At 53.4% G+C, this 22,812-nt stretch carries 21 protein-coding genes and 4 pseudogenes; 18 read left to right on the top strand and 7 right to left on the bottom strand.

Annotation, left to right across the window (positions count from 1 at the left end):
* From R1A29_RS14025 to cydB, 4 genes and pseudogenes are all read left to right on the top strand, one after another.
* A complete protein-coding gene (locus R1A29_RS14025; RefSeq protein ID WP_438301916.1) occupies nt 1-240 on the top strand; it encodes a hypothetical protein in 240 nt (79 codons plus the stop codon).
* A 410-nt stretch (nt 241-650) separates the two neighbouring features.
* Nucleotides 651-1,027, top strand: a pseudogene (locus R1A29_RS14020) (Rho termination factor N-terminal domain-containing protein).
* A gap of 322 nt (nt 1,028-1,349) precedes the next feature.
* The gene (locus R1A29_RS14015; protein WP_438301915.1) at nt 1,350-2,723 is read left to right on the top strand and encodes a cytochrome ubiquinol oxidase subunit I; all 1,374 of its coding nucleotides are present in this window, start codon (nt 1,350-1,352) and stop codon (nt 2,721-2,723) included.
* Between the two features lie 15 nt (nt 2,724-2,738).
* A complete protein-coding gene (gene cydB / locus R1A29_RS14010) occupies nt 2,739-3,740 on the top strand; it encodes a cytochrome d ubiquinol oxidase subunit II (RefSeq protein WP_438302046.1) in 1,002 nt (333 codons plus the stop codon).
* Here the strand turns inward: cydB and R1A29_RS14005 are convergent.
* Together R1A29_RS14005 and R1A29_RS14000 are read right to left on the bottom strand one after the other, a co-directional pair.
* Nucleotides 3,722-4,255: a cupin gene (locus tag R1A29_RS14005; protein ID WP_438301914.1), complete on the bottom strand. Its 534-nt coding sequence runs from the start codon at nt 4,253-4,255 to the stop codon at nt 3,722-3,724. The genes cydB and R1A29_RS14005 overlap by 19 nt on opposite strands.
* 51 nt (nt 4,256-4,306) lie before the next feature.
* Nucleotides 4,307-4,783 (bottom strand): hemerythrin domain-containing protein, encoded by a 477-nt coding sequence (locus tag R1A29_RS14000; protein WP_423204015.1) that lies wholly within the window; start codon nt 4,781-4,783, stop codon nt 4,307-4,309.
* A gap of 281 nt (nt 4,784-5,064) precedes the next feature.
* Here R1A29_RS14000 and R1A29_RS13995 point away from each other — a divergent pair.
* From R1A29_RS13995 to R1A29_RS13975, 5 genes and pseudogenes are all read left to right on the top strand, one after another.
* Nucleotides 5,065-6,853: pseudogene (locus R1A29_RS13995) on the top strand (thiamine pyrophosphate-requiring protein).
* Between the two features lie 20 nt (nt 6,854-6,873).
* Complete coding sequence (locus R1A29_RS13990; protein WP_438301913.1) at nt 6,874-7,305, top strand: DNA methylase; 432 nt, start codon at nt 6,874-6,876, stop codon at nt 7,303-7,305.
* Nucleotides 7,302-8,026: pseudogene (locus R1A29_RS13985) on the top strand (DUF72 domain-containing protein). The gene R1A29_RS13990 and the pseudogene R1A29_RS13985 overlap by 4 nt, the downstream one beginning before the upstream one ends.
* Before the next feature lie 140 nt (nt 8,027-8,166).
* Entirely contained in the window at nt 8,167-9,306 is a 1,140-nt protein-coding gene (locus tag R1A29_RS13980) for a glutathione-independent formaldehyde dehydrogenase (protein WP_438301912.1), read from the top strand.
* 303 nt (nt 9,307-9,609) lie between these two features.
* Nucleotides 9,610-10,020 (top strand): hypothetical protein, encoded by a 411-nt coding sequence (locus tag R1A29_RS13975; protein WP_438301911.1) that lies wholly within the window; start codon nt 9,610-9,612, stop codon nt 10,018-10,020.
* 73 nt (nt 10,021-10,093) lie between these two features.
* On the opposite strand, the gene R1A29_RS13970 is transcribed toward R1A29_RS13975, so the two are convergent.
* Complete coding sequence (locus R1A29_RS13970; RefSeq protein ID WP_438301910.1) at nt 10,094-10,663, bottom strand: DJ-1/PfpI family protein; 570 nt, start codon at nt 10,661-10,663, stop codon at nt 10,094-10,096.
* A gap of 209 nt (nt 10,664-10,872) precedes the next feature.
* Here R1A29_RS13970 and R1A29_RS13965 point away from each other — a divergent pair, with 209 nt between their 5' ends.
* Entirely contained in the window at nt 10,873-11,673 is an 801-nt protein-coding gene (locus R1A29_RS13965) for a GNAT family N-acetyltransferase (RefSeq protein WP_438301909.1), read from the top strand.
* A gap of 247 nt (nt 11,674-11,920) precedes the next feature.
* The gene (locus R1A29_RS13960; RefSeq protein ID WP_438301908.1) at nt 11,921-12,232 is read left to right on the top strand and encodes a hypothetical protein; all 312 of its coding nucleotides are present in this window, start codon (nt 11,921-11,923) and stop codon (nt 12,230-12,232) included.
* Between the two features lie 240 nt (nt 12,233-12,472).
* On the opposite strand, the pseudogene R1A29_RS13955 reads toward R1A29_RS13960, so the two are convergent.
* Nucleotides 12,473-13,093, bottom strand: a pseudogene (locus R1A29_RS13955) (tyrosine-type recombinase/integrase).
* Between the two features lie 277 nt (nt 13,094-13,370).
* On the opposite strand from R1A29_RS13955, the gene R1A29_RS13950 reads away from it, so the two are divergent.
* The 4 genes from R1A29_RS13950 (at nt 13,371) to R1A29_RS13935 (ending at nt 16,049) form a co-directional block, all read left to right on the top strand.
* Complete coding sequence (locus R1A29_RS13950) at nt 13,371-13,742, top strand: NUDIX domain-containing protein (protein WP_438301907.1); 372 nt, start codon at nt 13,371-13,373, stop codon at nt 13,740-13,742.
* Between the two features lie 103 nt (nt 13,743-13,845).
* Nucleotides 13,846-14,466: a tyrosine-type recombinase/integrase gene (locus R1A29_RS13945; RefSeq protein ID WP_438301906.1), complete on the top strand. Its 621-nt coding sequence runs from the start codon at nt 13,846-13,848 to the stop codon at nt 14,464-14,466.
* Nucleotides 14,467-14,805: 339 nt separating this feature from the next.
* Nucleotides 14,806-15,414, top strand: coding sequence for a PIN-like domain-containing protein (locus R1A29_RS13940; protein ID WP_438301905.1), 609 nt, complete (start codon nt 14,806-14,808; stop codon nt 15,412-15,414).
* Nucleotides 15,372-16,049 (top strand): PIN-like domain-containing protein, encoded by a 678-nt coding sequence (locus R1A29_RS13935; protein WP_438301904.1) that lies wholly within the window; start codon nt 15,372-15,374, stop codon nt 16,047-16,049. Before R1A29_RS13940 ends, R1A29_RS13935 begins: the two co-directional genes overlap by 43 nt.
* A gap of 170 nt (nt 16,050-16,219) precedes the next feature.
* Here the strand turns inward: R1A29_RS13935 and R1A29_RS13930 are convergent, their stop codons facing one another.
* From R1A29_RS13930 to R1A29_RS13920, 3 genes are all read right to left on the bottom strand, one after another.
* Entirely contained in the window at nt 16,220-16,921 is a 702-nt protein-coding gene (locus tag R1A29_RS13930; protein WP_438301903.1) for a DUF2290 domain-containing protein, read from the bottom strand.
* Nucleotides 16,914-19,049: a DEAD/DEAH box helicase gene (locus tag R1A29_RS13925; RefSeq protein ID WP_438301902.1), complete on the bottom strand. Its 2,136-nt coding sequence runs from the start codon at nt 19,047-19,049 to the stop codon at nt 16,914-16,916. The genes R1A29_RS13930 and R1A29_RS13925 overlap by 8 nt, the downstream gene beginning before the upstream one ends.
* A gap of 565 nt (nt 19,050-19,614) precedes the next feature.
* Entirely contained in the window at nt 19,615-20,583 is a 969-nt protein-coding gene (locus tag R1A29_RS13920) for an alpha/beta hydrolase (protein WP_438301901.1), read from the bottom strand.
* A 74-nt stretch (nt 20,584-20,657) separates the two neighbouring features.
* Here R1A29_RS13920 and R1A29_RS13915 point away from each other — a divergent pair, with 74 nt between their 5' ends.
* The 3 genes from R1A29_RS13915 (at nt 20,658) to R1A29_RS13905 (ending at nt 22,708) form a co-directional block, all read left to right on the top strand.
* A complete protein-coding gene (locus tag R1A29_RS13915) occupies nt 20,658-21,320 on the top strand; it encodes a TetR/AcrR family transcriptional regulator (RefSeq protein WP_438301900.1) in 663 nt (220 codons plus the stop codon).
* A gap of 83 nt (nt 21,321-21,403) precedes the next feature.
* The gene (locus R1A29_RS13910) at nt 21,404-21,667 is read left to right on the top strand and encodes an acyl-CoA dehydrogenase family protein (protein WP_438301899.1); all 264 of its coding nucleotides are present in this window, start codon (nt 21,404-21,406) and stop codon (nt 21,665-21,667) included.
* 126 nt (nt 21,668-21,793) lie between these two features.
* Nucleotides 21,794-22,708 carry an AraC family transcriptional regulator N-terminal domain-containing protein gene (locus R1A29_RS13905; protein WP_438301898.1) on the top strand — a complete coding sequence of 305 codons (915 nt, stop codon included), beginning with the start codon at nt 21,794-21,796 and terminating at the stop codon, nt 22,706-22,708.
* Nucleotides 22,709-22,812 lie beyond the last annotated feature (104 nt).

Here is a 22,812-nt window from a genome sequence, read left to right as displayed (position 1 = left end):
ATGAAGCATTCATTGACCAGGCAAAACGCTGACTGTAGCTGGGATGCGGAAATAGCACTCAACACGCAGATGTTTCGTAATGCGGATATCTTGGATGATGCTGCGTTTCTGATCATCGAGGTCGGCACAACCAGTAGCGAAATCTGGCAGCGGTTTTCCCAAGCCAAAGCTCTAGCTGATGAGAAAAGGAATGCTGCGTATCACGTCTGGATACGTATCAAACGGCAGATGGTGGACTGATTGTTATTGGCATCGTGCAGTTTGTTTTTTCTGTGCGAACGCATGATGGCCAATTGCAGCCCCACACACGATCGGTTGGGGATGAGGGAGCCATGATTGGCCGGTTAGCGACCGTCCAACATTTGCATATCCACCCCAACGAAAAAACAAACCTTTGACCCGTCTCGGACTCCACCTTATAGCGACACTGACGTCGTGCAGCCTCCAGAGTAAACCTATGAATACTCTATTCCTAAAGCAGATCAGCTTATCCCTCGCCTCCGGCAAGGCTGCGTCGCCAACAATAGCGGCGTCCTCACCTAGGGGCGCCAATGCCTGAAATCATCCGTTATCAATGGCACATGCTCGCGCCGGCTGTGAGCGTAGCGATGAGCATGGAAAAACCAGTCAACCGAGAGGAGGTCACCGCCATGCCGCGTGGAGATAAAGACAAGTACACCGACAAGCAGAAGCGTAAGGCCGAGCACATCGAGGAGAGCTACGAGGCCAAGGGCGTTTCAAAGGATGAATCCGAGGCACGCGCCTGGGCCACAGTCAATAAGCAGTCCGGCGGCGGCGAGCGCAAGGGCGGCTCTGGACAGAAAACCAGCGAGACAGCCAAGAAGAAAGCCCGAAAGTCTTCTGGCAAACGTGCCGCCGCCACTCGCAAGGGGAGCCGCGGCCCAGTCAGCAACTGGAAGATATGACCAAGGCCGAACTCATGGACCGAGCACGCAAGCACGGCATCGCGGGGCGCTCGACCATGCGCAAAAGCGAACTTGTCGAAGCTTTGCACAAAGTCGGCTGAGCCTGAAAGAGAGAGCGTCGCGTGCAGAGAGGGAGTGACCCGGTGGACAAGACTGTGGATCAGTTCGGCCGAATCGACATCTAATGCTTATGCCACAGAGTCCCCTTCACTGCATTTACTCAACGGCCGAATACTAAAACCGGAAAGCGCAGGGTTATTTAGAACGAGTAGGGTGAGCGGCGCGAATGGGCCTGACATCCTTCAGCTCTTTTTCAGGATAAGGTCGAGATATTGGAATCATCGGGCCGCTGAACAGGTCAACCGGCAAATGCATCAGCGGACGCCGTCATGCTCATTTCAGCCCATACCCTCGGCAAGTTTCATGAACGCGATTGATAGCGCCCTGATGGTCGCGCGGGCGCAGTTTGCGATCACCATCAGTTTCCATATCGTCCTGGCGGCGCTGACCATCGGTCTGGCGAATTTCCTGATGGTGCTAGAGGCCCTGTGGTTACGCAGCGGCAAGGTTGTCTATCTGGATGTCTACCGCTACTGGCTGAAAATCTTTGCGCTCAATGTGGCGGTAGGCACGGCGTCGGGGCTGATTCTGGAGTACCAGTTCGGGCTCAACTGGTCGCGATTATCGACGCAGGCGGGCGATATCCTCGGCCCCTTGATGTTCTACGAGGTGCTGGCGGCTTTTTTCCTCGAGGCCGGTTTTCTGGGAATCATGCTGTTCGGCTTGAACAAGGTCGGCCCGCGTCTACATTTCTTCGCCACCTGCGCCGTTGCGGCGGGCTCTTTGATCAGTGCGTTCTGGATTCTGTCGGCCAATTCGTGGATGCAGACACCCGCCGGTTATTCGATCGCCACCGATGGTCGGTTCATCGCCCAGGACTGGTGGGCGATCATCTTCAATCCGTCCTTTCCATACCGGTTCGTGCACATGACCCTGGCCACGCTGCTGGGTACGGCCACGCTGCTGGCCGGGGCCAGCGCCTGGCAGTTGCTGCATGCACCCGAGAATCCAAGGGCCCGGCTGACCTATTCCATGGCGCTCTGGGCACTTGCAGTGCTGATCCCGGTGCAGATCGTGGTCGGTGATCTGCATGGCGAGCACAGCCTCGAGTACCAGCCGCAAAAGGTCGCCGCCATCGAAGGTACATGGACGCGTCCACCCGAGGGCGCGGGCGAGCCTTTGCGTCTGTTCGCGATCCCTGACATAGACCAGCGGCGTAATCATTGGGAGGTGGCGATCCCGCGCATTGCGTCCTTGTATTTGCACCACGACTTGAGCAGCACGATCCCGGCGCTCGATGAATTTCCGGCGCAGGACATCCCGCCAGTGCCGGCCGTGTTTTTTGCCTTTCGCGCGATGGTCGGCTTGGGCCTGTTGATGCTGGGGCAGGGCGTCATCAGCTTGGTACTGCGTTGGCGCGGTCGCTTGTACGCGGCGCGCTGGATGCTTCGAGTCAGTGTCTGGATGGCGCCGGCGGGAATGCTGGCGATGCTCTGCGGCTGGGTGGTCACCGAAGTGGGACGTCAGCCGTTCACCGTTTATGGTCTGCTGCGCACGGCCGACAGCCTTTCGTTCGTGTCCCGGGCGCAAGTCGTCAGCGCCACGTGGACCATTTTGCTGTTCTATCTGGTGACATTCGGGATCGGCCTGTGGGTGCTGCTGCGTCTGTTGCGTCAGCCGCCCCGCGAGCACGAAGAAGGGCCGCAACCTGCTCTCACACGGGAAACCGGCAAATGATGAGGCTTGAAGCGTATGTTCGGTACTGACTGGCTGACACTACTCTGCGCGGCAGCAGTCGGATTCTCCGTACTGAACTATGTGCTGCTGGACGGCACGGATCTGGGCACGGGCACCCTGATGGGTGTGACTCGCAGCCGTCAGCACCGCCGGGCCATGGCTGTGAGTATTTTGCCGATCTGGGACGCTAACGAAACCTGGCTGGTGCTCGGCGGCGGTGGCTTGCTCGCCATGTTTCCCAAGGCTTACGCCATTCTGCTGCCGGCGCTGTACCTGCCGTTCATTCTGATGTTTCTGGCGTTGATTGCCCGGGCGATGGCGCTGGAGTTTCGCGATCATGCGCCCAATGACCGCATCAAGCGCGGAGTGGATGGTTTATTGATGCTCGGCTCGATTGTGGCTGGCGGCTGTCAAGGGATCGTGCTGGGCACGCTGGTACAAGGTGTGCCCGAACAGAACGGCCAATACAGCGGTGGCGGTTGGGAGTGGCTGGCCCCGTTCCCGTTGTTTTGCGGCGCGGTGCTGGTGATCGGCTACACATGGCTGGGCACAGGCTGGCTGTATTGGCGATGCGAAGACGAACTTCAAATCCGCGCGCGGCGGCAGGCAAAGTGGTTGGCCATGCTGACCGTGGTCTTGCTGATCGTTCTGGTTGTCTGGACATCGACATTGCACGCGCACTATGCGCAACGCCTGGGAAATCCTTGGGTATGGCTACCAACAATGGTGACCCTGATGCTGTTGCTGGCCGGATTCTGGAAGGCCTTCGCAACCCGACGCGACTATCTGCCGCTGTTCGCTGCCCTGGCCATTTTCGTCCTGGCATTCGCCTTGATGCTCGTCGCCCTGTTTCCGCTGATCATCCCGCCGCAATTGACCTTGCAGGCTGCTGCGTCGAGGCCGGTCAGTCAGGTGTTCATGCTGATGGGGTTCGCGTTGCTGATCCCGGTGACGCTGTTTTACAACACCTACGGTTTTCGCGTGTTCAGCGGCAAGATTCATCCCGCCGAAGATTGACTCGTCCAATGCGCGGTCAACGCTCCAGAGCGGCCCTGAACAGGGTCGGTGGCAGGGAATGGCAGTGTTTCGATCTGCTGCAACTGAGCTTCGCTGGGCGATTCCCGGCGAATGTCCGGATGCTGGCCAGGCGGGTAGGCGCCGACCACCAGAAAATCGTCGCTGGCATTCAGGCTACAATGACCGGTGCCTGCCGGCAACAACAGGACATCGCCCGCGCTGACCATGAGTATCTGCCCGTCCGGGCCGCCGATCATCAAGCGAGCCTCGCCGCGGGCGATGCCAAGCACCTCATGGCCTTGGGTATGGTAGTGGTGATAGTCAAAGACAGTGGAACGCCACTGTGGCGGCCAACCGTTGTCGGCAAAGGTTTTCTCGAATGCCGACGCTGGATCTTCACCTTGGATGGCAATGACACCGGAATACACCAACACGGGCAGACGCGGATTGTTAGGCACCCAGCCATTGCGCGGTAGCACCAAGGCTTGCACCGAATCGGTTTCAGCTCGGGTCATGACTGCTCTCCCGAAAAAGGGCCTGATCGTCAAATCAGGCCCTGTGGCTGGTCATGCCGCTATATGGCTGGCGGACCATTCTTTTTTACAGGCGCTTTTCATGGCCTCCATCTGCTCGCCAAGTTCATCGAGCCGGGCTTTGCCGAGCAGTTTCCTGGCTTGAGGAAACATCTCTTTTTCCTCTTCCTCGATGTGGTGTTCCAGCAGCTCCTTGACGACTTTTACCCGGCCGGCGAACTCCGGGGTGCCGGGATCGGTTTCCTTGAGGTCGGGCAATACGAGTGAATCCACGGTGCGATGTTCTTCCTTGGCCTCGTAATACATCACGTCCTGTTCCTTGCTGCCCGCTGCCTTGAAGGCCGGATAGAGGATTTCCTCTTCAAGGCGGGTATGGATGGTGATTTCCATCTCCAGCTTGTCCAGAAGCTCTACCCGTTTCTTGGTGGCCCGTTCGGTGGAATCGCTCAACTGGCCCAGGATGCCTTTCACTTTTTCATGGTCAGCTTTCAAAAGATCGATAGCGTTCATTTGGCTGTCTCCGGTTTAAGGATTTGCGGCTGGATCATTGTTATGTGCTCAGGCTTAGTCGCATTTAGCGTGCCATTTGCATCGTGGATATAAATGTCCTTCAAGTCAGTGACTTGAGGCACACCCCCTGTAAGTCGGATTGCACTCTGCAAGGTTCACCCTTTGCCAGGCTTGCAATCAGCCCATGTGTCACTTGATGGATGGGCTCGACATTCAGACGAACTTCGCTGTCCGGCGGGCTGTCCAGTTCTTTACATGCACTGGATGAAGGCTGGAACGACATGACGAGGACCGTAGGAGATTTTCTGGTCGAGAGGCTGAGCGAGTGGGGCGTTACGCGGATCTTTGGTTATCCGGGCGACGGCATCAACGGCGTTTTCGGTGCACTGAGCCGGGCGCAGGGCAAGATCGAATTCATTCAGGCGCGGCACGAAGAGATGGCCGCGTTCATGGCCTCGGCGCATGCCAAGTTCACCGGAGAGCTGGGGGTGTGCATAGCCACATCAGGCCCCGGTGCCTCGCACCTGATCACAGGGCTCTACGATGCCCGCATGGATCACATGCCCGTGTTGGCGATTGTGGGCCAGCAAGCCCGTGCGGCACTCGGCGGTCACTATCAGCAGGAGCTCGACTTGGTGTCGATGTTCAAGGATGTGGCCGGTGCCTTCGTGCAACAGGCGTCAGCCCCGGCACAGATTCGCCACTTGATCGACAGGGCGGTACGCACCGCCGTCGGTGAGCGGCGCGTGACGGCGATCATCCTGCCCAACGACTTGCAGGACATCGAATATGAACCCCCGGGACGAACCCATGGCACCGTGCATTCCGGAGTGGGTTATACAAAACCGAAAGTCGTGCCTTATGACTCGGATCTGCAACGCGCCGCCGAGGTGCTGAATGCAGGCGAAAAAGTGGCGATTCTGGTGGGCGCCGGTGCGTTGCAGGCAACTGACCAGGTCATCGCCGTGGCGGAAAAAACTCGGTGCTGGTGTCGCCAAGGCGCTTCTCGGCAAAGCGGTACTGCCGGACGAATTGCCTTGGGTCACGGGCAGCATCGGTTTGTTGGGCACCGAACCCAGCTACAAGCTGATGACTGAATGCGACACCTTGCTGATGATCGGCTCGGGTTTTCCATATTCTGAGTTTCTGCCAAAGGAAGGCCAGGCACGCGGGGTGCAGATCGATTTGCAACCCGACATGCTCAGCCTGCGCTACCCCATGGAGGTGAATCTGGTGGGCGACGCCGGGGAGACCCTCGCCACATTGTTGCCTTTACTCAAGCACAAAACCTCACGCAAATGGCGCAAAAAGGTCGAAGGCTGGCGGGCTTCCTGGGAGAGAACCCTGGAAAAACGCGCCATGGCCAAGGCCGATCCCGTCAATCCGCAACGAGTGGTGTTCGAACTGTCGCCACGCCTGTCGGAGCTTTCGATCATCACCAGCGATTCCGGCTCCTGCGCCAACTGGTATGCCCGTGATCTGAAGGTGCGGCGCGGCATGAAGTGCTCCTTGTCCGGCGGACTGGCCTCAATGGGCGCCGCTGTGCCTTATGCGATCGCGGCCAAATTCGCTTTCCCGGAGCGTCCGGTGATCGCTCTGGTGGGGGATGGCGCGATGCAGATGAACAACATGGCGGAGCTGATCACCGTGGCCAAGTATTGGCGGCAATGGGCAAGTCCCAAATGGATCTGCGCCGTCTTCAACAATGAGGACCTCAATCAGGTGACCTGGGAACAACGGGTCATGGAGGGGGATCCGAAGTTCGAAGCGTCGCAAAGCATTCCCGATGTTCCTTATCACCTGTTCGCCATTTCCATTGGCTTGAAAGGCATCTTCGTCGATCGCGAAGAGGACGTAGCCGCTGCATGGGAGCAGGCGCTGGCTTCGGATGTTCCCGTGCTGATCGAGTTCAAGACCGACCCCAACGTTCCACCGCTTCCACCGCACATCAAGCTTGAGCAGGCGAAGAAGTTCGCCACCACGTTGCTCAAGGGGGATCCGGACGAAGCGGGGATTGTCGTGCAAACCGCCAAACAGGTGTTGGGGGCTGTGCTTCCACGCAAAAAGTGAATTCAGTCAGGAGCAGCCTCATGCCCAAATTGATCAGTGCACAGGATCTGCAGATTGATCTTTCGACAGCCAACGAGCAGGGGCTGTTCAAGTGGCTGATCGCCAGTTTCCTAATGGGAAAACGTATCCAGGCCGGGATCGCGGCGGAGGCTTACCGCGTCATCGTTGAGCGACATGGTTGCGATACGCCACGCAAGCTTGCTCATCATTCGCACCGAGAACTGGTACGAATGCTCGGCGAAGCTCACTACGTGAGATACGACGAATCAACGGCATCGCGCCTGTTGGAACTTGCCGGAAAACTCAACGATGAGTACGCAGGCAAGGTATTGAACATGCTGAAGGCGAAGCCCGATCGTCAAGAGTTCGAAAAACGCTTGTCTGCCTTTGATGGAGTCGGACCAAAGACTGTCGAGATCTTCATGCGCGAAGCGGGCAGGGTACTGTTTTGAGTCATTCGCGCATTTACATCGGTTGCGCGGGATGGAGCATAGGGCGTGATTTCGCTGCGCAGTTTCCTGCCCAAGGCACGCACCTGCAACGCTACGCCCTCAGGCTGACAGGCGTTGAAGTCAACAGCTCTTTTTACCGCCCACATCGTAGAACGACGTACGAACGCTGGGCGCAGTCCGTACCTCGGGATTTTCGTTTCAGTGTGAAAATACCGAAACGCATCACCCATGATTTACGCTTGGCCGGATGTGAAGCCGAATTGGAGACGTTCCTTAAGCAGTGCTCGGGGTTGGGCGACCGTCTAGGGTGTCTGCTGGTTCAACTTCCCCGTCGCTGGTCTATGAGAAAACTGTCGCAGAGCAATTTTTCAGCATGCTGAGGGAGAGGTACACCCAGCCCGTCGTATTGGAGCCACGCCACGAGTCGTGGGTGAACGCCAAGCAGTTGTTAACGAGATATGAGATCGCACAAGCAGCGGTCGACCCTTCGCGAATCAGCACCGACAGAACGCCCCAAGGAGCATCCGTCGTAAAGTATTGGCGCCTGCACGGCTCTCCAAGGATTTACCACAGTCCCTACGGTCCGGGTTACTTGGAAACGCTTGCTACTCAACTGCAGGCGGCTCAAGCCGAAAGCCTCTGGTGCATCTTCGATAACACTGCAAGCGGTGCGGCACTCGCCGATGCGCTGGCGTTGTCAGGTCTTCTTGACGGCAAATAGTTCAGACTTTCCGGCAAAAAACTCTGCATATCACCACTCGTCACTTCAGCCTTTCAAATGTTTGAACATCCCTTTGCCTGTCTCTGACAGATAAGACTGAGCAGACGAAATTTCACTTCGTTTGCCAACGGGAGAACAACATGAAAGCCATTGTCTATAACGGCCCGCGTGACGTCAGTGTGCAAAACGTTGCCGACGCGAAAATTGAAAAGCCGACCGATGTCTTGGTTCGGATCACGACGACCAATATCTGCGGTTCAGATCTGCACATGTACGAAGGGCGGACTTCAATGGAAACCGGTCGGGTTTTCGGACACGAGAATCTGGGTGAAGTCATTGAGGTGGGTGCAGCCGTAGAGCGGGTAAAAGTGGGGGATCGAGTCTGTCTTCCCTTCAATATAGGTTGCGGTTTCTGTGAGAACTGCGAGAGGGGCCTGACCGGTTTCTGTCTCACGGCCAACCCCGGAAGTGCAGGTGCTGCCTACGGTTTTGCCGATATGGGGCCATATCAAGGAGGGCAGGCAGAGCTGCTTCGTGTGCCTTATGCGGATTTCAACTGCCTGGTACTACCCGAAGATGCCCAGGAGCGGGAAGACGATTACGTGATGCTGTCCGACATTTTCCCCACCGGCTGGCATGCCACTGAGCTGGCTGGGCTGCTGCCGGGTGAAAGTATCGCCATTTATGGTGCCGGCCCGGTCGGTTTGATGGCTGCTCACTCAGCGATGATCAAAGGCGCGTCGCAAGTCTTTGTTGTCGACAATCACCCTGACCGGTTGAAACTCGCCGCCCAGATCGGCGCAACGCCAATCAACTCGGTGGAGAAAGAGGCTGTGGATCAGATTTTGAATCTGACCAATGGCAAAGGCACGGATCGTGGCTGTGAATGCGTTGGCTATCAGTGTTGCGACCGACATGGCCATGAAGCCAATCACCTGACCATGAACAATCTTGTTGCTTCCACCAAGGCCACCGGCGGAATCGGTGTCGTCGGCGTGTTCGTACCGCAAGATCCGGGGGCTAAAAACGAACTCGCCAAGCAAGGCAAGATGGCTTTTGACTTCGGCACATTCTGGTTCAAGGGTCAGCAGATCAAAACCGGCCAGGCCAATGTCAAAGCCTACAACCGTCGATTGGCCGAACTCATTCACCACGGTCGCGCCAACCCCGCCCGGATTATCTCTCATCGTCTGACACTTGCCGAAGGTCCGGAGGCCTATAAACACTTTGACGACCGTGATAAAGGCTGGACAAAGGTCGTACTCAAACCAAGCGCCTGAGCTTCTTAGTAGAGTGGAGACATCCATCACGTCTCCACTGCCATAGCCTGGATCCTGGAGCTGAACCATCATCTGCACTAAATCACACTTTGGATACGCTTTAATCTCGGCCATGGCGAACACACACTCCTGGTTTGAGTCATATGCTATCGCCAGCTATCGGCCAAAAGCAGCCGCCCACACATGGCCTTTTCCAGCCCAAAAAGATAATAATCGGAGCGGAGACGGTCTATTGAAAAATTGGCTATATGGCTGAATACGCCTCTTCTTCAGCATTCCATTATCGACATCAGAGTAAGACTCATGGGCGCGCCCATCATTATCGGCAACAGCTATGACCTCTGGGTCAGCAACAGCATGAAAGATACTTTTTGCGAGGTAATCACTGCTGTCGCGGCCTTGGAAGGCCATGATGTGAAGGCCATATATGAGGAGGCACCAGGTGTGGCCGGCACCTATGGTGTTCCAGGCGTGGGTATCCTTCTCGACGAGTTCTTTCTATATCTTGGCGGATTTTCCGGGGTTCGACGCCACCTCGATGTTTGCCGAGTACGGCTAGACGAAGTCAGAGAATCTTGCGGACTGTCGCCAGTTGGTGCCGATCGCATGGCACACGTACTGGCATGGGCCGCATACCATATGGATGGCAACCCGATCCCTGTAGGCGGCTCTTTTTATGGGAGCTGGCCTCCTGACGCAGCTGAAACAAGGTAATACCCGCCTGCTTTCGCCCAAAAGGGGCTACTCGAATACATCACCTGATCAGCTGTTTTGTAGGTCGAAGCGGTCACCGATGTTCCGCTGCCAACATTGATCTGAACTGAGAAATGATCTCTGAAGATAGCCCGGCACCTTCGAACACTGCGCAGGTGAAGCTAACGGGTGCAGGGCCTGGAGCAGTTATAATGCGGTCTGCAACCACAGCCACCGGACTGTTTTGATAAAGCATGCGCCCTTCATAACCTATGGCATTTTGTTCTAAGAAGTCAGCGCTGTTCGAGGTATGAGGAACCGTGTCGAGAAGCCCGGCCCTAGCAAGTGCCAGCGTTCCCCCACAGATACCGGCAATTGTTGCTCCATTTGAACGACTAGCATGAAGAAAGCCTCGAATATCCGGTGTTTCTGCACTTTCCCAGACCGTTCCTCCAATGACGACGACAACGTCCGGTTTCCAGTCCAGACATTGCTGCAAACTGCTATCGACAGTTACAGCCAATCCACCCTGCGAGCAGAACTGCCCCGTAGCAGAAGCGAAAAACCTGACGTCTATCCCGTAAAACGGGGACGCAGTTCCAGCAATGAAAGCATATTCCCAGTCCGCAAATCCGGGTGTCAGTGTCAATCCCACACGTGCCATCAGTCAGAATCCTCCATGAATGCCAATAACATTGGGCGACAACAAACTTACATCAAGGGCAGCTTTGGGTCGATTGCGGTCTGTCACGAAGGGCAGTAGTCGACCCAAAGCAACAGTGGAACTGAGCCGGGCACTGGTACGTGCCTGGACGCAAGCGTATTGTTCGACGCGCTTCACCTCTCTTGAAGTTTTAAAAAAGGATGACGAACATGGATGTTGAACTTGCTCATAAGATTGAGGCCGCAGAAAGCGAATATCTACGTTCACGCGTTGAGAGCTTGGCAGTGATAAGCGGAAATCCTTATGGTGCGCGTGTTTTTTTCAACGCAGACTTTCCGTGCTTTCAGGTGAACGCATCGCCAAGCCCAATGTTCAACCGCATTTATGGTGACATCACCAGCGATCCCCAAGCAGTGTTGAATTTACTCAATGAGTCAGCGGAGCGATCGACTGTAACTCCTCTTATCGGGAAATCTTCGGCGTTGGAGCAGTACGTTGTTGTGGGCGACGCGCGGCTTGAGCGTTTGAGGGGCTGGACTCATTTGCAATTAGCTTGTGCTATTGAAAAGGTGGTTTTGAGTCGTCACTCATTCGAAATTGAAGAGGTCACATCGAAGACTCTGGCTCTATTCGCAGAAGTGCATGCGGGTGGCTTTCATACCAAGCCGGAGCATCGTCTTCTGAATCAGGCTTCCTTTGCAGGGCTGGTGCCTGACGGACGTCTGAAAATCTACGTATTGAAAGCAGAAGGGATGGTGGTAGCTGGGGCTTCGATGTACCTGGCCAGCAATGGCGTTGCCTACCTTGGAACGGCGGCGACACGAAAGGATGCCCGGGGCCACGGCTACCACCGAGCACTGATTTTTCACCGAATAGAGCAAGCAAAGAAGCATGGCTGTCATTGGGTCGCTGCGACCGCGCTGGCCAGCTCCCAGAGCCGCCGAAATCTGGAACGTGCCGGGTTAATGGCATCCCATGCCCAAGCACTGTACCGCCTGATAGACAGCTGAGATATACGACTGAGAATGACCGTCCGCTTTTGGCCGAACGCAGCCCTTAATGAGAGGCAGCAGTCGGCCACGAGTAAATCATTCGAGGAATCTACGAAGATGAGGGGGCTATTTATTGGCTGGAAGAGCCCGCCCCTCCAGGCTTTCAGGGACGAGCTGATAGAGAAGCGACTTGAGAGGCGGGCATCTGAACCCTAGACTAGTATTCAATTTTTATCGACTCACGTTTTCTGCGGTTGGCAGTTGAATGCGTTTATTAAATAGTCTACGGCCTGGAAAAACCTTAGGCTCAGTATTTTTTCTGGGATCTGGTATGCATTTTTTTGCCGCCGCTATCATCGGTTTCGCACTTGTTTTCTGTTTAGGCGCTATTTTTGGCAAAGATGATCACGATGTATGTGACGCTGCCTTAGAAAAACTCACATCACTGGGCGAACAGAATTTCACCGTTGGGTTGCAAGATGAATACCGGAAGGTCATAGACGCACACGCTTCCGGTGAGTACAAAACCTGTGTAGATCTGGCTAGCAAAGCTCTTGAGAATTTGAAGCAGGGGTGACGAGGCCGCAACCGGAGCATTAGGCCCAGTATGCTGATGGTCAGGATGCCGAAATACTAAAACCCTTTCACAAGTTTTTCACAGCCCTATCTCTAGGTTGGAGAAAGCTCCTCGTGAACTTTCAGCCCGCGCTCCCCACGTGGGCTTTTCTTTTTCCGCAGGCCAATAAGCTTGACGGCATCCGAAGGTCCGCCTTTGGCCGGTTAGCGGCGGTCAGGGCTCAACCGTCGCTATGCATATTCAGACCTCGGTCTGTTCCGCCATCTCTAGGGCGTCGTCGACTTCAATTCCCAGATATCGAACGGTGCTCTCCAGCTTTGTATGGCCAAGCAGCAGTTGAACCGCTCGCAGATCCTTCGTCCTGCGATAGATCAGCGATGCCTTCGTACGCCTCATTGTGTGAGTGCCATACATTGCTGGATCAAGGCCAACTGCTTCCACCCAGCCTTTGACGATACGTGCTTATTGACGTGTTGATAGATGGTCTGAGGTATGCAGCTGGCTCGGAAAAAGGCAGTCCTCGCTCCGGAGTTGGGCCTGGCGTATCCACGCCGCGATAGCAAACCGTGTTTGTTCGGTGATCTCGAATTGCACTGGCCGCAGCGTTTTCTGCTGCATTACGATGGCGCGTGGTGATGCGTGCTCGCCATGGGCGACGTCGCGCACACGAAGTTTGATTAAGTCGCAGGCCCGAAGCTTGCTGTCGATGGCCAGATCGAAGAGCGCAAGATCACGGGTTCGTTCTGCAATTTGCAGCCTTACCCGGATGGCCCAGATATCCCTCAGTCTGAGTGGAGCTTTCTGCCCGACCAGTTTTCCTTTGTTCCAAAGCTGGTGGCTGCAGGTAGCGAAGATGTTCATGACGAGTCCTCCACGTGTCGAAGGACAAGGATGGCTGACCAGAGAAAGGGTCGCTAACCGGCCATAAGCGGTCATCGCGCCCTAAGGGCAAGTCGGTAACAGCCGCTTGTCGACACACCTTCGGTACAAGCTAATCTTCAGGGATATGAGCTTTCATCGGATGCCGTAATCAAATTCGCAATCTAAATATTGTGACGATTTTATGACATCAGAGTCCTATATCTAAGAAACTCTTTTGCACCCGCCAAGATTTAGCTGCGCTGCAGTGGAGGCCGACATGAAGGCTAGGGCTACAGTGATATGCCGAAAGGATGACCGCGTCCTTTACGTTCGAAAAAGAAAATCCAAATGGGCGCTTCCCGGCGGAAAGATCGAGTCAGGAGAAACTCCTGCTGAAGCCGCCGCGCGGGAACTTGAGGAAGAGACCGGACTGGTTGCTGACGAACTAATCTATCTCGCACGATTCGAGAAAGACGGCACTGTCCACTTTGTCTTCATTTTCATGCTTGAGTCTGGTGAAAAGCCATTTCCGAAAAATGAGATTGCCGCATGTAGATGGAACTCTCGGAGGCGACTTCACACTATCGAGTCAAGCCCCGTGACCAGGGCCATTGTGAAAAATTTCGCTGACTTTCAACCAAGGCTCTGAGTCTCGGCTAATTTTCTACGCATCCCGACAGGACGTGTTTTGACGATTAGCGACCGTTGCTCTTGTCAGCCATCCTTGTCCTTCGACACGTGGAGGACTCGTAATGAACATCTTCGCTATCCGCAGCCGGCAGCCCTGGAACAAAGGAAAGCTTGTTGGGCAGAAAGCTCCACTCCGATTGAGAGATATCTGGGCCATCCGGGTGAGGCTTCAAATTGCAGAACGAACTCGCGATCTCGCGCTCTTCGATCTGGCGATCGACAGCAAACTTCGGGCTTGCGACTTAATCAAGCTTCGTGTGCGCGACGTCGCCCATGGTGAGCACGTATCACCGCGTGCCATGGTGATGCAGCAGAAGACGCTGCGACCAGTGCAGTTCGAGATCACTGAACAAACACGGTTTGCTATCGCGGCCTGGATCCACCGGGCCCAACTCCGCAGCGAGGATTGCCTTTTTCCGAGCAAACTGAATCCCTCAGACCATCTATCCACACGCCAATACGCACGTATCGTCAAAGGCTGGGTGGAGGCCGTTGGCCTTGATTCAGCCATGTATGGCACTCACACAATGAGGCGTACGAAGGCATCACTGATATATCGCAGGACGAAGAATCTGCGAGCGGTTCAACTGCTACTCGGCCATACGAAGCTAGAGAGCACCGTTCGATATCTGGGAATTGAAGTCGATGACGCGCTTGAGATGGCGGAACAGACCGAGGTATGAATATCCATAGCGACGGTCTAGGCCTGACCGTCGCTTGTCGGTCACAAGCGACCGCTACCGGCCTGAAGCGGACATCGGCAAGCGACTGCCTACAGCTAGAAGCGGGCATCGGCAATCGACCGCTGTCAGCCATAGGCGGATGTGCTCAAGCGAACGTCTAGGGCCAATGTATGCTTGTCAGGTATGGCGATTGGTGAAAAAAATAACTTGTTGGAATCATCTAGCTATCCCGAGTTTGTATAGCTCAATCCAGATTGGAAAAATTTATCGATTTTGAGGTTGATAGTTTGATTGCGGAAGATGCTACAGTGCTTGGCATGACTTTGTAAGGAATTCATGATGAGAAGCGCATTCCCCGGCCACTTCGCCAACAAATCTAAGGACATACAGCTGCTTTGGGAAGAATGTATTTTTGTTTTAGATGCCAATGTGCTTTTAAGTCTTTACCGCTTTTCAGATGCTACTAGGTCGGAGCTATTTCAAGTATTCTATTCTTTACAAGAGCGTCTATGGATACCCAATCAAGTCGCACAAGAATACTTGGAGAACAGGCTTTCAGTTATTGCTGACCAAGTTAAAACTTATGACGACTCAATAAAAAAAGTTGAAAATATAAAGAAAGGGCTAGAAAATCAAAATATACCTCCGTTTGTTACTCCGGCTTTGCTTTCTAAATCAGAAACCGTTTTTAAAAGTCTTCTCGGGGAGTTTGATGAAAATAGAAAGCTACATGAAAAAAGGATTCATGACGATGAGATAAAAGATGAGCTTGAGCTTCTCTTTGATGGCAAGGTAGGAGCGCCATTTTCTAGGCAAGAAATGGAAGGCATAATTGAACAGGAAAAGCAACGCTACGAAGAAAGAATCCCTCCAGGGTTTAGTGATGCTAAAAAAGGGGGGAGTCTTTGCTATTTCAAGACAGGTGCAGGCCATATGGCGACTATGTAGTCTGGCTTCAGATGATTGCAAAATCAAAGGTAAGTAAAAATTCTATAATTTTCATTACCGGAGATGTTAAAGAGGATTGGTGGCTTAGCAGTCAGGGGAAAACTGTTGGTCCGCTCCCTTCCTTAATTCATGAATTTGAAGCTGAAACAGGTTCTGCTTTTTATATGTACACACCCCATAAGTTTCTAGAGATGGCGAATAAATACCTTGAGCAGGAGGTTTCTCAAAATGCTGTTAACGAAATAAAAAGTGCAGAAGAGGCGGACCTGTCTGACAAAAAGAACTCCGAGGAGTCTTTCTCGGTAAAAAGTGCAATCCTTAAAGGATATTTATCCTCTTCTGAGCCGTATTTAAAATGGATAAATAAACGGCATGAAATCAATACAAACATTGAAATACTGAGGCGTGAGCTTGACAAGAAACGTGAGGCCGCAAAAATACTGGCTGGAAGGAAACAAAAAGCGGAGCTCCAACCTGACTCCGAAATTTCAGCTTATCTGGATAATGAGATTTTTGTTAACTCTACTGAGATAAAATACTTAGAGCAAGAGCTTCAGTATTCTAAGATAATGCTTGATGAATGTGAGAGACACATTTACACAATTGAAGAGAAGGCTGCGCTTTCGATAAGATAAACGCGCGCCTAAATTTTAGTCGAAGGCTTCAGCGGTAAATTGCGGCACGTCTGAGTTTTCACTTCTGAGTTAGTGCTGGTGTTCATGAGCTTTCTAACATTAACTGCGATGAACACCAGTTAGCGGCCGGCAGAGGGGGGGCGAAGTTCCTTATAAACTGAGGTCTAATTCTATGAAAAAAAGAATGCTTGCTCTTCTATTTTTTCAAATAGATCGTCAGGAACAATATGACAGTTTTGGCGTTCTCGAATCAAAGCGCGCTCAAAGGAGTTACTGACGTCAGGATCATCATCATCACCAAATGCTCTCCACTCTTCTCCGTAATATTGTTTGAAAACCAACATTGAGAAGGCGAGAGGGGTCAACGTTCTCCTGAGCGGCCAGCGATTTTCAGAATGAAATCCAATATGAAAATGTGAGCATGGATGAAAAAAACGTTTGCGTTGATCAGGAGCGTTTTCGTATCTCCACATTGGCTTTCCGTTCAAGATCTTCTTGCTATCTAATAGACTAAGATACTGCTCATGGGAAATAAGATCATTATCCAAAAGTTCAGTGATCTTTTTAAAGGATGCGGTTTCTGACTCTTTTCCTGATATGAAAGGGTTAGGATAGTACGCGTAGCGCGCATACCCGTCACGCTCCATGCTGAATTGGAAATACGAGTAGTCAGACAAAATTATATTATGGTGGGATAAATTCATTGCTGTTAGATAGACATCAATATACGTGCTGTCCGTCGAAAGGATTTTATCTCGAAATTCAATATTTAATGGAAGTAGATTTGGATTGCTGAAAGCTGCGGCCAATCCAAGTTTGTCCGCCAAGTCCCAGCTTCTGTGGATTCCCGATTGAATATCTTGTCTATTCATCATCGTAATCCAAATCGGCATCTTCCTCCGACAATCCTTCCCTACGAAGGCTCTCTAGGTATTCCGCTCTTAGTTTTTTCGCCTTAATAGAGCGCTGACTAAGATCTCTTTGAATCATGTCTAGTTTGGATAGGTCAGGCATTATAAAACGCAAGGTGGGGAAGTTTTTCTCTGCCTCAGACATCTCTTCAATGATTTGACTTGTCGAACCTTGCATCCCTGAAACACGAAGCCATGCTTTAGTGCGTGTGAGTGCAGTGAAAAGCTTGTTACGATCTCCTCTCGTTTTGAGTGTTATCGCATCAACTCCGATCACGAATACTACAGCTGCCTCATTCCCTTTTGCCCTATAAATCGTGGAGAGAGTCACCTTGTTAGGTATCGTAAAGGGCGGGTCTGAATATGGGTCAGCGTGAATGTTGTTCGATGCGATTCCTATTTCAGCAAGCTTTGAGGAGAGCTGTTTGAAATAGCCTTTCATGTGGCGATCATCAAGGGCGACAATCATTATATCTTCAGGATTTAAACCTTGTTCTAAAAAAACAGATATCGACGCTATTACCCAATCTGTTTCATCATCCAGCGATTGTGCGTTGTAATGCTCTATTAGTTCAGGTAAGTCGTCTCCGGCCAGGCTAACTGGGCTATTTTCAACCGGGCGCACCACTTCTACTTCAGCGTTGGCATGATAGTTTGGCGAGATTACTTCATAACCAACATCTTTCCAGTGATCAGCACTTTCTAGCAGCTGCACGATATTGGAGTAAATCCCAAATCCGAGTGCGTGAGCAGTGATGAGTACTTCGCGCTGATTACGATAGCACTTGCTTAAAACTGTGTCATTGGTGAACTTGAAAGGCAGCCCGGTTGCCGCTCGCTCAAGCGATATACGCGGCTCACCATCGTGATCTATACCAAATAACTCAGCAGCGCTTCGCATTCTGATCTTCATTATATTTTGAAGATCGTCATATGCCCATACTATGTTTTTTTTGTCTCGCTGGCCTTTCGCAAGCCGAAAACTTAACTCATAAAATGCAGCTGGAAAGTCTTGTCCTTCATCGATCAGGATATGGTCGTAATATTCTTCGATATTATCTCTTTGCATTAAATCCTGGCATGCAAAATCAAAAGGGTCTACTCCATAAGGAGCGCCAGAGCGTGCGGTATTAAAGGTAAGTGGTGTTCTTCCGGCTCGCAAGCAAGCATCGGAATAGGCACCGCTGGTATTAGAGCCACCCCATCCATGTAGTATGTGGATATTATTCCAGTCCGGATCAACCTCTTTGTAGTGCCTGTAGAACTTTGTGACCAAATTTTTTATGGAGGACTTTAAACTTTTCGTATAGAACGTTAGAAGAATTTTATCATTTGGTCTATTCATATGAAGGTGGGCGGCCTTCATAGCCAAAATAATAGTTTTCCCTGAGCCGGCGAGGCCTCGTATTCGCTGGGGGCCGTTGATTGTTATCAAAGCAGCAGAACGCTGTTTTTGATCAAAGTTCGCAATTTCAGACTCAAGCTTCGCAAGTGCGCTAGCTGCGCGCTGCTGCTCAGGATTTTCAACAAGCCGCTTATTCGACCGAGTTAGGGCTTTAGCTCCTTCAATGACAGAACGGGCTTCATCGTATGCCTCTGCATCTAAAAGATCTTCTTCAAGATCTTGAATCACTTCATTCAATGAGTCCATTGATGAAACAATTTCAGAGTCGCTAGAATCGAAAATTCTCTCTGCTAAGTTACTGTCGCAAAATATTATGGGTGTAACGTTAAGCGACAGCTGAGATCTTGACTTTCTTAATGCTTTACTTTTTAAAAGTCTTCCAATTAAAATGCTGCAGAATTGATTAAGTGACTCGTCAACTGCTAGCAAACTACTAGTACTATCACGATCTGCTTGGGTCGCGGTAATCACCCTAATAGCAAGGATTCCACGACTGCGGCTTAGTACCAGAATGTCTGGTTTGTGATCTGCGCCATCGTAGTCTGAATAAACGGGAAAGTCATAATAAAGCGCAGATGGCGAGGAGCTGATAGCGTTTTCAGAGTTCTTGAGCGATTCAATAAGATCTTTGCCGAGCGGGTCTTCTTGCAATCTTTCCGTCGTAACTAGGATATCTACTGCCATGTCAGATGGTCCTTAAAGTATTTTTTTGTAGGCAATTATCTTTTTGCTGAGACCTGCTATGTGCGGCTTTTGACACATGCGTCAAGACTTTAGCGCAGTGAGCGTAAAACGCCAAACCCCACGAGATGTACAGTCGAAGTCTCATAACCTTACCTGGAAGCGGGGGGGACTGACTTCAATCCCACTGAGCTAATCCTAACGGAAGTCCATGCCTGACCATTATCTGTTGCTTTTGAATGTCCACTCATGGCCGTTCGCGGCCAGATGCGAACGTCCGCTATTGGCCGATTGCTGCCTGTCGCTAGCATCTGCTCTGGCCGAAAGCGGTCGCTCCCGAGCTGCGTTTTTCAACCGAAACGGACGCTCAGCACATCTAGCAATATGTTTTCTGAGCATCCTGCCCTGAATGCATCGCGTAACTGATTTGAAGAGTAGTTTCATTCCTTGAACAAAGGTCTGAGTGATTCCAACCTTCATTACATACTTACAGTCATTGAAACTGCCCCAAACACCGAGTTAGGTGTGATGTATGAGCCCCTACAGTTCGGTAGTCGCGATCGAGTCATCAGCCAGCCGAGCACTCGACGCTTTGCGCCGCTAAGGTTCGCTCCACAAACGCAAGAATCGCTTCGTTCATCTGCGTCAAGCCTGGTTCCTCCAACGGGTAATGTCCGGCGTCGTCTAGCATCCGGGTCGTCACCTTGACACGGCCAAGGCGTTGCAGGAATGGCTGGCTCAGCGCGAGTGGCGTCCAGCGGTCGGCTGCGGGCTGGGTCAGCAAGACAGGGCAGACATCAAAGGTTTCCGGCTCCATGGCGGGCGTGTATCCGAGGTAGGAACTCAAAAAGCGCAGGCTGGCCCAGTTGCCGGCCGAGGTGTGATCTTTCAGGCAAGCCTTCAATGCAGCTCGGTCATTGACCAGTGTGTACATCTTGCTGGCCAGCCACATCGGCATTTTCAGCCCTGCCAGCGGCGTGCGCGCCAGAAGGTGGATCATCGGAATGCCAAGGCGCCCCATCAGGGGAGAAAGAGCGGTCTGCTCCCGAACTCTCGGAACGCGCTGATCGAGAAATGTCATCCCGATAATGCCGGCGACGTGCCGGTTCATGGCGGCGGCGTGATAGGTCAGCATCCCTCCCGCGCTCAGACCGTATAGAAAAATAGGACGCGGGTCGCGGGCGCGTTCGTATTCTATGAAGTCATTGGCCAGCTCCACCCACGTGTCATAGCGGACATTCGCCTCAGCCGCGACCTTGGTCTCACCGTAGCCAGGCATGTCAATGGCCACGGTCTCCAGTCCCTGCCGGAAAAGCGGGAGGCCGGTGATGGTGGACATTTGCCGGCCATTGGTACCAACACCATGAAACAGGATGACTCGCGCCGGGGCCGCGGGGTTGGTGTAGCGATCAAGGTGAACGGTATGCCCACGCCATGGCCAGCACTCTTCTAAAGGAGCGTTGCTCGCGTCGATGCGGTATCTGGGTGGAAGGAATGCCTGAATGGCCTGCCATTGGGTTTGTTCTGTGTAGCTCATCGACGGCCTCGCGCTGGACAAGGAAGAGTGGAATACCTATAAATACAACATTTGTCACGTTTGAAACATAACATATGTCTGATTTGATGAGCATGCAAGACCCCTCGTCGCCATCCAAAAGTAAAAGGGAGGGGCGACTCCCTCAACAGGCGCGTTCGCAGACGCGTATCAGCAAGGTGCTGGAGGCCGCCGAGCAACTGCTCCGTGAGGTGGGGCCGGATATGGCATCGATCCCTGAAATTTCCAAACTGTCGGGTGTGCCAAGGGCCAGCATCTACCAGTTCTTTCCCGACAAGTACGCACTCTTCGCCCATCTGGCGGCGCTGCAGATGGAGCGCATCGGCGAACTCGTCCTGGCGATGCAACCGCAGGAGGGCGAAGACTGGAAAGTGGCAATCGGCAGAGTGGTGCGTGGTGTGGCCGGTTACTACAACGAGCATCCGGCGGCGGCCGCTTTGCTCTTGCGCGGCAATTTCACTCCTACTGACCAAAAGGCCCATGAGGAGAAAGACGCAATAATCGGCAAGCTTCTGCGTCAGTCCTTGCAGGCTCAGGGCGCGCTCAACGACTTGCCGCTGCAACCGGATGCCGCGAAGCTGGCGGTCGAGATCGCATTTGCCTGCCTGCGTTATGGCTACCAGACTGAGGGCCGCATCAGCGAGGCAATCTGTGTCGAAGCAGCTCAAGCCACGATCGCCTATCTGTCTCGCTGGGAATCGCGCCAATCTCAGACCTAGCCGAGCGTTACCTGAAGCAGGCGATCCGTGGAGAAAAAATCGGCGCATTCGCCACGACCGAACCACTGGCAAGAGCATTGCGGATGGACTTGGGCACCGAATTCCCCGAACCAGAGGCGGCGATGGCGAAGTTCTATGCCACCGAGGCTGCCGGCGACACGGCGCATGATGGCGTGCAAATTTTCGGGGGATACGGCTTCTTGCGCGAACAGTCCCAAGACAGCAGCCATTACAAAGTCGAGGAGATCTACCGGGACAACAAGATCAGCGAGATTTACGAAGGGACGAACGAAATCCAGCGGATGGTGATTGCCCGGCAGATCTTTGGCAAAGGGCTGGTGGGCTGATACGCGATGGCTGCACGCGCATCGGCCGGACAATGACGGAGCCGATGCGCGCAGGCGCAGCCGTGAGTCAGTTTCAGCGTTATGATTTGTCCCTATGTAAGGCGGCAATCGCGTAAGGAACCACCGATGACTCACCTTCAACCCGACGATCTGATCGAGGCGGACCTGACGGGCCTGGCATCCTTGATTGCGCGACAGGCCACCCATGCCGGGGATTTCCCCACCCGGTTACCGGCGTTGAGTCTGCACCGTCGCACGTCCCCGACAGACCCCATGCCGTGCATCTACGGCCTGGGCCTTGGCGTGGTGGCCCAGGGCAGCAAACAGGTATTGCAGCAGGAAGCCGTGCTGCATTTCCGCGCGGGGCAGGGGATGTTGACCAGCATCGACCAACCGGTGGTGTCCCATGTTGCCCAGGCGTCGGTGGCGAAGCCTTTTCTCGGGATGATGCTGACGCTGGATGTCAGCCAGATCATGCGCGTCGCCTCCGAGCTGCAACTGCCGCCTCCGCCAAAGGCAGGCACCCATCAGGCCATCGTCATTGCCGAGCTGGACCACGGACTGGTCCGGGCCCTCGAGCGTCTGCTGGGCTTGCTGGAGGAACCGGAGCTCTTCGACCATCTGGCGCCTCTTGTCCAGCAGGAGATCATCGTCCGGCTGTTGATGGGTCAACATGGCATGGCTTTGCGTCACCTGATTGCCACGGGTTCGCCGATGCAACAGATCGCCAGGGTGGTCGCCTGGCTGAAGCAGAACCTGGCCGAACCCATGCGCATCGACCATCTGGCCGAGCGGGTGCACATGAGTCCTTCCACTTTTCGTCATCACTTTCGCACGCTGACGGGTGTTAGCCCGCTGCAGTTCCACAAGCAATTGCGGTTGCAGGAGGCCAGGCAGTTGATGATCAACCAGCACCTGGACGCGGGGCAGGCAGCGGGGAGGGTGGGGTACGAAAGCGCCTCGCAGTTCAGTCGCGAGTACAGCCGGGCCTTCGGCGCGCCGCCGCAACGGGATATCCGGCGTATGCGCCAGCCAGGCTGACCTGACTGCATAACAGGCAATCGAGCAAGGCATCAATTTCCCCGCCGGCAGCAGGCCTTTGGCCTTGTACGCCCGTAAACACGAGGTTCTTGCGAGCTTTCGGG

It is taken from the genome of Pseudomonas sp. NMS19W (genome assembly GCF_051554255.1).
Taxonomy (GTDB): Bacteria; Pseudomonadota; Gammaproteobacteria; order Pseudomonadales; family Pseudomonadaceae; genus Aquipseudomonas; species Aquipseudomonas kribbensis.
The sequence above is the reverse complement of the archived record's forward strand: the minus strand, read 5'-3'. Positions and strand labels throughout refer to the sequence as shown.

Coding starts and splice junctions, on each gene's coding strand:
- R1A29_RS14025 (WP_438301916.1), top strand. CDS start 1: ATGAAGCATTCATTGACCAGGCAAAACGCTGACTGTAGCTGGGATGCG.
- R1A29_RS14015 (WP_438301915.1), top strand. CDS start 1,350: ATGAACGCGATTGATAGCGCCCTGATGGTCGCGCGGGCGCAGTTTGCG.
- cydB (WP_438302046.1), top strand. CDS start 2,739: ATGTTCGGTACTGACTGGCTGACACTACTCTGCGCGGCAGCAGTCGGA.
- R1A29_RS14005 (WP_438301914.1), bottom strand. CDS start 4,255: ATGACCCGAGCTGAAACCGATTCGGTGCAAGCCTTGGTGCTACCGCGC.
- R1A29_RS14000 (WP_423204015.1), bottom strand. CDS start 4,783: ATGAACGCTATCGATCTTTTGAAAGCTGACCATGAAAAAGTGAAAGGC.
- R1A29_RS13990 (WP_438301913.1), top strand. CDS start 6,874: ATGCCCAAATTGATCAGTGCACAGGATCTGCAGATTGATCTTTCGACA.
- R1A29_RS13980 (WP_438301912.1), top strand. CDS start 8,167: ATGAAAGCCATTGTCTATAACGGCCCGCGTGACGTCAGTGTGCAAAAC.
- R1A29_RS13975 (WP_438301911.1), top strand. CDS start 9,610: ATGGGCGCGCCCATCATTATCGGCAACAGCTATGACCTCTGGGTCAGC.
- R1A29_RS13970 (WP_438301910.1), bottom strand. CDS start 10,663: ATGGCACGTGTGGGATTGACACTGACACCCGGATTTGCGGACTGGGAA.
- R1A29_RS13965 (WP_438301909.1), top strand. CDS start 10,873: ATGGATGTTGAACTTGCTCATAAGATTGAGGCCGCAGAAAGCGAATAT.
- R1A29_RS13960 (WP_438301908.1), top strand. CDS start 11,921: ATGCGTTTATTAAATAGTCTACGGCCTGGAAAAACCTTAGGCTCAGTA.
- R1A29_RS13950 (WP_438301907.1), top strand. CDS start 13,371: ATGAAGGCTAGGGCTACAGTGATATGCCGAAAGGATGACCGCGTCCTT.
- R1A29_RS13945 (WP_438301906.1), top strand. CDS start 13,846: ATGAACATCTTCGCTATCCGCAGCCGGCAGCCCTGGAACAAAGGAAAG.
- R1A29_RS13940 (WP_438301905.1), top strand. CDS start 14,806: ATGAGAAGCGCATTCCCCGGCCACTTCGCCAACAAATCTAAGGACATA.
- R1A29_RS13930 (WP_438301903.1), bottom strand. CDS start 16,921: ATGAATAGACAAGATATTCAATCGGGAATCCACAGAAGCTGGGACTTG.
- R1A29_RS13925 (WP_438301902.1), bottom strand. CDS start 19,049: ATGGCAGTAGATATCCTAGTTACGACGGAAAGATTGCAAGAAGACCCG.
- R1A29_RS13920 (WP_438301901.1), bottom strand. CDS start 20,583: ATGAGCTACACAGAACAAACCCAATGGCAGGCCATTCAGGCATTCCTT.
- R1A29_RS13915 (WP_438301900.1), top strand. CDS start 20,658: ATGTCTGATTTGATGAGCATGCAAGACCCCTCGTCGCCATCCAAAAGT.
- R1A29_RS13910 (WP_438301899.1), top strand. CDS start 21,404: ATGGACTTGGGCACCGAATTCCCCGAACCAGAGGCGGCGATGGCGAAG.
- R1A29_RS13905 (WP_438301898.1), top strand. CDS start 21,794: ATGACTCACCTTCAACCCGACGATCTGATCGAGGCGGACCTGACGGGC.